The sequence below is a fragment of the Mesorhizobium sp. Mes31 genome (assembly GCF_024519675.1).
Classification (GTDB): Bacteria; Pseudomonadota; Alphaproteobacteria; order Rhizobiales; family Rhizobiaceae; genus Mesorhizobium.
In genome coordinates, this window is record NZ_JALJRL010000031.1 from 1 (window position 1) to 7,010 (window position 7,010).

Below are 7,010 nucleotides of genomic sequence, written 5' to 3' on the forward strand. Positions count from 1 at the left end.
CTGCTGGTCGCCTTCAAGCGGCTGATCGAGAACCCGATGGGCATGCTGGTGTAGGAAGGGGAGAAGGCGGTGCGGAAATTCTTCACCAGCCTTCTAGCATTCATTCTTTCCGGATTCGCCGGCGGGCTGGTGGCGCAAGAACTGGCCGTCATCACCAACGCTCAGGAAGAGTGTTCGTCCGCTGGCGGGTGAAGCGCGACATGATTGGTGGGAAGGCAAGTTGAGCGGATGAAGACGGTTCTTTGCTATGGCGATTCGCTGACCTGGGGACACAACCCGGAGACTTTGGGTCGACATGAATATGACGACCAGTGGCCAACCACACTGGCGAAAGCGCTCGGACCGAGCTTCCACGTCATTGCCGAGGGACTGGGCGGTCGCACCACGGCCTATGACGACTTCCTGTCGGGCGCGGATCGAAACGGTGCGCGGATATTGCCGACGATCCTGAGCACGCATTCGCCGATCGATCTGATCGTCATCATGCTTGGCTCTAACGACATGAAGCCGTCGATTCATGGCAGCGCGGTGATAGCGTCCTATGGCATGCGACGCCTCGTTGAAATCGTGCGGGGGCACGCCTATCCATTCGGCGGCTCCGCCCCCAGGATTATTCTGGTTGCCCCGCCGCATATCGTGGAAACCCGCAAGGCGGACTACGCCGAAATGTTGGGAACGGGCGCAACCGAGTCGCCGAAGCTCGCCGGCTTTTATCAAACCGCCGCCAACGAGATGGGCTGCGGTTTTTTTGATGCCGCGAGCGTCGCCATATGTACACCGCTCGACGGCGTCCATCTCGACGCCGAAAATACGCGCAACATCGGCAAGGCGCTAGCGCCTCTCGTGCGCGGCATGCTGGAATTGTGAAGGAGAAAGACCGTGGCTGAGAACTACGACGTCATCATCATCGGCTCCGGCCCCGGCGGCTATATCGCCGCCATTCGTGCGGCACAACTGGGCCTCAAGACAGCGATCGTCGAACGCGAGCATCTGGCGGGCATCTGTTCGAACTGGGGCTGCATTCCGACGAAGGCGCTGCTGCGTTCCGCCGAGGTGATGCATTATGCCGAGCATGCGAAGAACTACGGGCTGAAGATCGACGGCACCGTCAAGGCGGATATCAAAGCAGTCGTCGACCGGTCGCGCGGTATCGCACAACGGATGAACGCCGGCGTCGGCTTCCTGATGAGGAAGAACAAGGTCGACGTCGTCTGGGGCGAGGCAAAACTGACCAAGGCCAACGAGATCGTCGTAGCCAAGTCTTCCAAGAAGCCAATGGAGCCGCAGGCGCCACTGCCGAAGAACACCAAGGGCGAGGGCACCTACACCGCCAAGCACATCATCATCGCCACTGGCGCCAGGCCGCGTGCGCTGCCAGGTATCGAACCCGACGGCAAACTGATCTGGACCTATTTCGAGGCGATGGTGCCGCCGGAAATGCCGAAGTCGCTTCTGGTGATGGGATCGGGCGCAATCGGCATCGAGTTCGCCTCGTTCTATCGCACCATGGGTGTGGACGTGACCGTGGTCGAGGTTTTGCCGGCCGTCATGCCGGTTGAGGACGCCGAGATTTCCGCTTTCGCCAAGAAGCAGTTCGAAAAGCAAGGCATGAAGATCCTGCTCGAGGCCAAAGTGGCGAAAGTCGAGAAGGGCGCGAACTCGATCACCGCGCATGTCGAACTCAAGGACGGCAAGGTCGAGAAGATCACCGTGGATCGGATGATCTCGGCCGTTGGCGTGCAGGGCAACATCGAGAATCTCGGCCTGGAAGGCCTCGGCGTGAAAACAGAACGCGGCTGCATCGTCATCGACAGCTACGGCAAAACCAATGTGGCGGGGCTCTATGCCATCGGCGATGTCGCCGGCCCGCCGATGCTCGCCCACAAGGCGGAACATGAAGCAGTCATCTGCGTCGAAAAGCTCGCCGGCCTGCCCAATGTTCATCCGATGGACAAATTGAAGATTCCCGGCTGCACCTACTGCAATCCGCAGGTCGCCTCAGTCGGCCTGACCGAAGCCAAGGCCAAGGCCGATGGCAAGGATATCCGCGTCGGGCGCTTCCCCTTCGTCGCCAACGGCAAGGCCATTGCACTTGGCGAGGACCAGGGGCTGGTCAAGACCATCTTCGACAAGAAGACTGGGCAGTTGCTCGGCGCGCACATGGTTGGCGCCGAGGTGACTGAACTGATCCAGGGCTTTGTCGTGGCGATGAACCTCGAAACGACCGAGGAAGAGCTGATGCACACGATCTTCCCGCATCCGACGCTGTCGGAGACGATGAAGGAAAGCGTGCTCGACGCCTATGGCCGCGCGCTGAACGCATGATAGATTTGCCGAACGAGACTCAAACGCGCAAGCTGCGTGAGCTCGACGGCAAGGGTGTTCTTTTGCGGATGCATTTTCACCCATCGAACAAGGAGAGGGCATATGCACTTGAACGGTGTCGGCTGGATCGCAGCCATCATCATTGGCGGCCTGGCAGGCTGGTTCGCCGAAATGGTCATGAAGAGCAACACCGGCATCTTCATGAACATTATCATGGGCATCGTTGGCGCGGTCGTGTTGAACGCAATCCTGCAGGCTCTCAATTTCGGCCCATTCGGGGTCGGCTGGACAGCCTATCTGATCACCGGCTTCATCGGCGCCTGCCTGCTGATCTGGGTCGGTCGCCTGGTGCGCCGGTAGTCGATATCGTTCCGGTTATGCGAAAACGGTTGTAGCGGCATGCGCCGCTGCAGCCTTTTTCTTTGTGCTGAAAAGTCCTAGATGACATTGAAGTGAGGATCGCCGGCGGGCGGTCGCGAGAAAAGCCAGGGTTCTGATGGTCACTGTCCTCGACACGATCGCCAATGCGCAGCGGCTGCGGCATCCCGAGAAGGCGCACAAGCCCGACCAGGAGGTGCTGCGCAAACCCGACTGGATCCGCGTCAAGGCGCCGGTCTCGAAAGGCTATGCCGAGACACGCGAGATCGTGAAATCGAACAAGCTGGTGACGGTCTGCGAAGAAGCCGGTTGCCCGAACATCGGCGAGTGCTGGGAAAAGAAGCACGCCACCTTCATGATCATGGGCGAGATCTGCACGCGCGCCTGCGCGTTCTGCAACGTCGCCACCGGCATCCCGACCGCGCTCGATCCCGATGAACCGGCCCGCGTTGCCCATGCGGTCAAGCAGATGGGCCTGACCCATGTCGTCATCACTTCGGTCGACCGCGACGATCTTGCCGATGGTGGCGCCCAGCATTTCGCCGAAGTCATTCGCGCCATCAGGGCGGCCACACCATCGACGACCATCGAAATCCTGACGCCCGACTTCCTGCGCAAGGAGGGCGCGCTGGAGATCGTCGTGGCGGCCAAGCCCGACGTCTTCAACCACAATCTCGAGACCGTGCCGTCGAACTATCTGACGGTTCGGCCAGGCGCCCGCTACTTCCACTCGATCCGGCTGCTGCAGCGGGTCAAGGAAATCGATCCGTCGATCTTCACCAAGTCCGGTATCATGGTGGGTCTGGGCGAAGAGCGGAACGAGATCCTGCAGCTCATGGACGATTTGCGTTCGGCCAATGTCGACTTCATGACCATCGGTCAGTATTTGCAGCCGTCGAAGAAGCATCATCCGGTGATCCGCTTCGTCACCCCGGAGGAATTCAAGTCCTTCGAAACGATCGGCCGGACCAAGGGCTTCCTGCTGGTCGCGTCAAGCCCGTTGACGCGCTCATCGCATCATGCCGGCGACGATTTCGCCCGGCTGCGCGCGGCGCGCGAAGCGCTGCTCAAGAAATCAGCCTAACTCGCTGGTTTCATGCCGAAATTTGAAGCCACCCGCCGTGTTTCCCACACGCCTCGGCAGATGTTTGCACTGGTTGCCGATGTCGAGGCCTATCCGCAATTCCTGCCGCTTTGCGAAGCGCTGACGGTTCGCTCGCGCAAGGAGCGTGACGGACGCACCGTTCTCGTCGCCGACATGAGCATCGGCTACAAGGCGATCCGCGAAACCTTCACGACGCAGGTGCTGCTGAAGCCCGACGAGAACACCATCGACGTGAAGTACATCGACGGCCCGTTCAAATATCTGAGCAATGTGTGGCGTTTCGAACCCGACGGCGGTGGCTGCGCGGTCCGCTTCTTCATCGACTACGAGTTCAAGAGCCGCATTCTGGGCGCGGTGATGGGGACCATGTTCGATCGCGCCTTCCGCATGTTCGCCGAGGCCTTCGAGAAGCGCGCCGATGTCATCTATGGCGTTGCGCCGTCGGGTTGATGCTGGCCAAGCGCCCGCAAGCCGAGTTCCAGCGCGTGCCTGACCGTTTCGCGGCGGATGAAATCGCGGCCCTTGTCTGCGAAAAGCTGGCGCTCGGCGACAATCGGTCGGCCTGCCAGCGCAAGTCCGAACCAGACGAGGCCGACCGGCTTTTCCGCGGAACCACCGCCGGGACCGGCGATGCCGGTGACCGCCAGGGTCAAACCGGCGCGTGAGCGGGCGAGGGCGCCACTTGCCATCTCGATCGCCGTCTCGCGGGAAACCGCGCCATGCGCATCAAGCGTGGCGGCGGCAACGCCGACCATGTCCATCTTGGCTTCGTTCGAATAGGTGATGAAGCCGCGATCGACCACGGCGGAAGAGCCGGCGATATCGGTCAGGGCGGCGATGATCATGCCGCCCGTGCAGCTTTCCGCCGTCGCCAGCATGATGCCGCGCTTCTGGCAGGCCTGCAGCAGGGCATTTGCCAGGTCGTTGTTGCTCACTCCGGCACCTCGCCGGGAAAAACCACGCTTGCGGTGGCGATAGCCGCTATGCCTTCCTCGCGGCCGACAAAGCCGAGCTTCTCGTTGGTTGTCGCCTTGATCGAGATGCGGTCCGCGGAAATTCCCAGCATCTGCGACAAGGCGGCCGTCATCGCCTCGCGATGTGGGCCAACGCGCGGCGCCTCGCAGATCAGCGTGATGTCGGCATTGGCGATACGGCCACCGCGCGCACGCACCAGTTTTGCCGCGTGTTCGACGAATATCCGCGACGCAGCCCCTTTCCACTGCGGATCGGACGGCGGGAAATGCGTGCCGATATCGCCGGCGCCACAGGTTGCCAGCAGCGCGTCGGTCAAGGCGTGCAGGCCGACATCGGCGTCCGAATGGCCGGACAGTTTCTTGCCGTGCGGAATGGCAACGCCGCACAGGGTGACGTGGTCGCCGGGTTCGAAGGCGTGGACATCGTAGCCATTGCCGGTCCGGATGTCGGGAAAGCGTGCCCGCTCGCTCGAAAGTCGGTGGTGCGCCATGGCTATGTCCCGTGCCCAGGTGAGTTTGACATTGTCCGGCGAGCCCGGGACGATCTTTACCGGAATATGCGCCCATTCGGCGATCGCGGCGTCGTCGGTGAAGTCCGCTTTCCCCAGCTGATGAGCCTTCTCGTGGGCGGCAAGGATTGGCCAGAACGGAAAACCTTGTGGCGTCTGCGCTGCATGAAGCCCGCTGCGGGAAACGGTTTCGCCGACCACGCCAGTGGCCGACTCGCGCTTCAGCGTATCGGCGACGGGCAGCGCGGGCAGCGCTCCCTCGCGCTCGCCGATGGCGGCGATCGTGCGCTCTATGAGGTCCGCGTCGACGAACGGACGGACGGCATCGTGGATCAAAACCCGCATTGGCGCGTGGCTTCTCAGCGCCAGCAGCCCGAGCCGGACCGACGCCTGCCTTGTCGCCCCGCCAATGACGACGCTGACCCGCTCGGCGTTGACGCCTGCCGCTTGCTGGAACAGGTCGTGGTCGTCGGCATGGATGGCGACAACGACCACGCCGGTCCGCGGGTGCGCCAGGAACGTCTCCAGCGTATGCGCGATGACGGCTTGACCGCCAATGCCTTGATATTGCTTCGGTCCATTGGCCTGGCCGGCGCGCGCGCCACGGCCAGCCGCGACGATCACCACCGCGACCTTATCACCCGCGCCCAAAGCGTGATTTTCACTTGCGTCAGTCATGCCGTTTGGTCCTAGTCGCGGCCAAAGCCGAAGGCCAGCATTTTCCCAATTGCGCCTTAATGTGGCGTCATTCCGCGTTGCACATTGCGGCGGTTCTGGCTAGAGAATGTGCAACGAATGAATATGCTTGGTTTTTGTGCATGGTTAACTTGACCAAATTGGCCGCGCCTCTCGACGTCGGCGGCGTGAGAATCCGCAATCGCGTATTCCTCGCTCCTATGTCGGGGATTACCGATGAGCCGTTCCGGCAGCGCGCCCATGCGCATGGCGCGGGCCTTGTCGTGTCCGAAATGGTGGCCAGTGGCGAGCTCGCAAAGGGCAGGGCCGGCTTCGATCTGCGCATCCGCCACTCCGGCTTGCCTGTCCATATGGTGCAGCTTGCCGGGCGCGAGGCGTCGCACATGGCCGAAGGCGCGCGAATCGCCGCCGGCGAGGGCGCCGACATCATCGACATCAACATGGGCTGCCCGGCCAAGAAGGTGACGGGCGGCTATGCCGGCTCGGCGCTGATGCTGGATCTCGACCATGCATTGTCACTGATCGAAGCCGTGGTCGGCGCGGTCGAGGTGCCGGTGACGGTCAAGATGCGGTTGGGCTGGGACGAAGGCGCGCTCAACGCGCCAATGTTGGCGCGCCGCGCCGAGCAGGCAGGTGTCAAGATGGTGACCGTGCACGGCCGCACGCGCTGCCAGTTCTACCAGGGCAAGGCCGATTGGCGCGCCATTGCCCGCGTCAAGGAAGCTGTGTCCATCCCCGTCGTTGCCAATGGCGATGTCTGCTCCCCGGCGGAAGCGGCTGCTATCCTCGATCAATCCGGCGCCGACGCGGTGATGGTCGGCCGCGCTCACTACGGCGAGCCCTGGGTCGCGGGCAGCATCGCGGCGGCCGCGACAGGCGAGGCGGTGACCAACCTCCCGCAGGACCCGACGGCGCTGGCCGCCTATGTCATCTCCCATTACGAGGATATGCTGACGCTCTACGGCGTCGAAAGCGGCCTGCGCCAGGCGCGCAAGCATCTCGGCTGGTATCTCGATCGCCATG

At 62.4% G+C, this 7,010-nt stretch carries 7 protein-coding genes and 1 pseudogene (1 of these 8 running past the window's edge); 6 read left to right on the forward strand and 2 right to left on the reverse strand.

What is annotated here, in order from left to right:
• Nucleotides 1-228 precede the first annotated feature (228 nt).
• The 5 genes from NR193_RS31445 (at nucleotide 229) to NR193_RS31465 (ending at nucleotide 4,258) form a co-directional block, all read left to right on the forward strand.
• A complete protein-coding gene (locus NR193_RS31445; protein ID WP_256754558.1) occupies nucleotides 229-867 on the forward strand; it encodes an SGNH/GDSL hydrolase family protein in 639 nt (212 codons plus the stop codon).
• A 12-nt stretch (nucleotides 868-879) separates the two neighbouring features.
• Complete coding sequence (gene lpdA / locus NR193_RS31450; protein ID WP_256754559.1) at nucleotides 880-2,325, forward strand: dihydrolipoyl dehydrogenase; 1,446 nt, start codon at nucleotides 880-882, stop codon at nucleotides 2,323-2,325.
• A 102-nt stretch (nucleotides 2,326-2,427) separates the two neighbouring features.
• Entirely contained in the window at nucleotides 2,428-2,685 is a 258-nt protein-coding gene (locus NR193_RS31455) for a GlsB/YeaQ/YmgE family stress response membrane protein (protein WP_019858028.1), read from the forward strand.
• A gap of 136 nt (nucleotides 2,686-2,821) precedes the next feature.
• A complete protein-coding gene (lipA, locus tag NR193_RS31460; RefSeq protein ID WP_256754560.1) occupies nucleotides 2,822-3,787 on the forward strand; it encodes a lipoyl synthase in 966 nt (321 codons plus the stop codon).
• Between the two features lie 12 nt (nucleotides 3,788-3,799).
• Nucleotides 3,800-4,258: a type II toxin-antitoxin system RatA family toxin gene (locus NR193_RS31465; RefSeq protein ID WP_256754561.1), complete on the forward strand. Its 459-nt coding sequence runs from the start codon at nucleotides 3,800-3,802 to the stop codon at nucleotides 4,256-4,258.
• On the opposite strand, the gene NR193_RS31470 is transcribed toward NR193_RS31465, so the two are convergent.
• Together NR193_RS31470 and NR193_RS31475 are read right to left on the reverse strand one after the other, a co-directional pair.
• Nucleotides 4,234-4,743, reverse strand: coding sequence for a CinA family protein (locus NR193_RS31470; RefSeq protein ID WP_256754562.1), 510 nt, complete (start codon nucleotides 4,741-4,743; stop codon nucleotides 4,234-4,236). The two genes, NR193_RS31465 and NR193_RS31470, sit on opposite strands and share 25 nt — an antisense overlap.
• Nucleotides 4,740-5,969: a bifunctional 2-C-methyl-D-erythritol 4-phosphate cytidylyltransferase/2-C-methyl-D-erythritol 2,4-cyclodiphosphate synthase gene (locus tag NR193_RS31475; protein WP_256754563.1), complete on the reverse strand. Its 1,230-nt coding sequence runs from the start codon at nucleotides 5,967-5,969 to the stop codon at nucleotides 4,740-4,742. Before NR193_RS31475 ends, NR193_RS31470 begins: the two co-directional genes overlap by 4 nt.
• A gap of 140 nt (nucleotides 5,970-6,109) precedes the next feature.
• On the opposite strand from NR193_RS31475, the pseudogene dusB reads away from it, so the two are divergent.
• Nucleotides 6,110-7,010 (forward strand): annotated as a pseudogene (gene dusB / locus NR193_RS31480) (tRNA dihydrouridine synthase DusB); it runs 186 nt beyond the window's last position.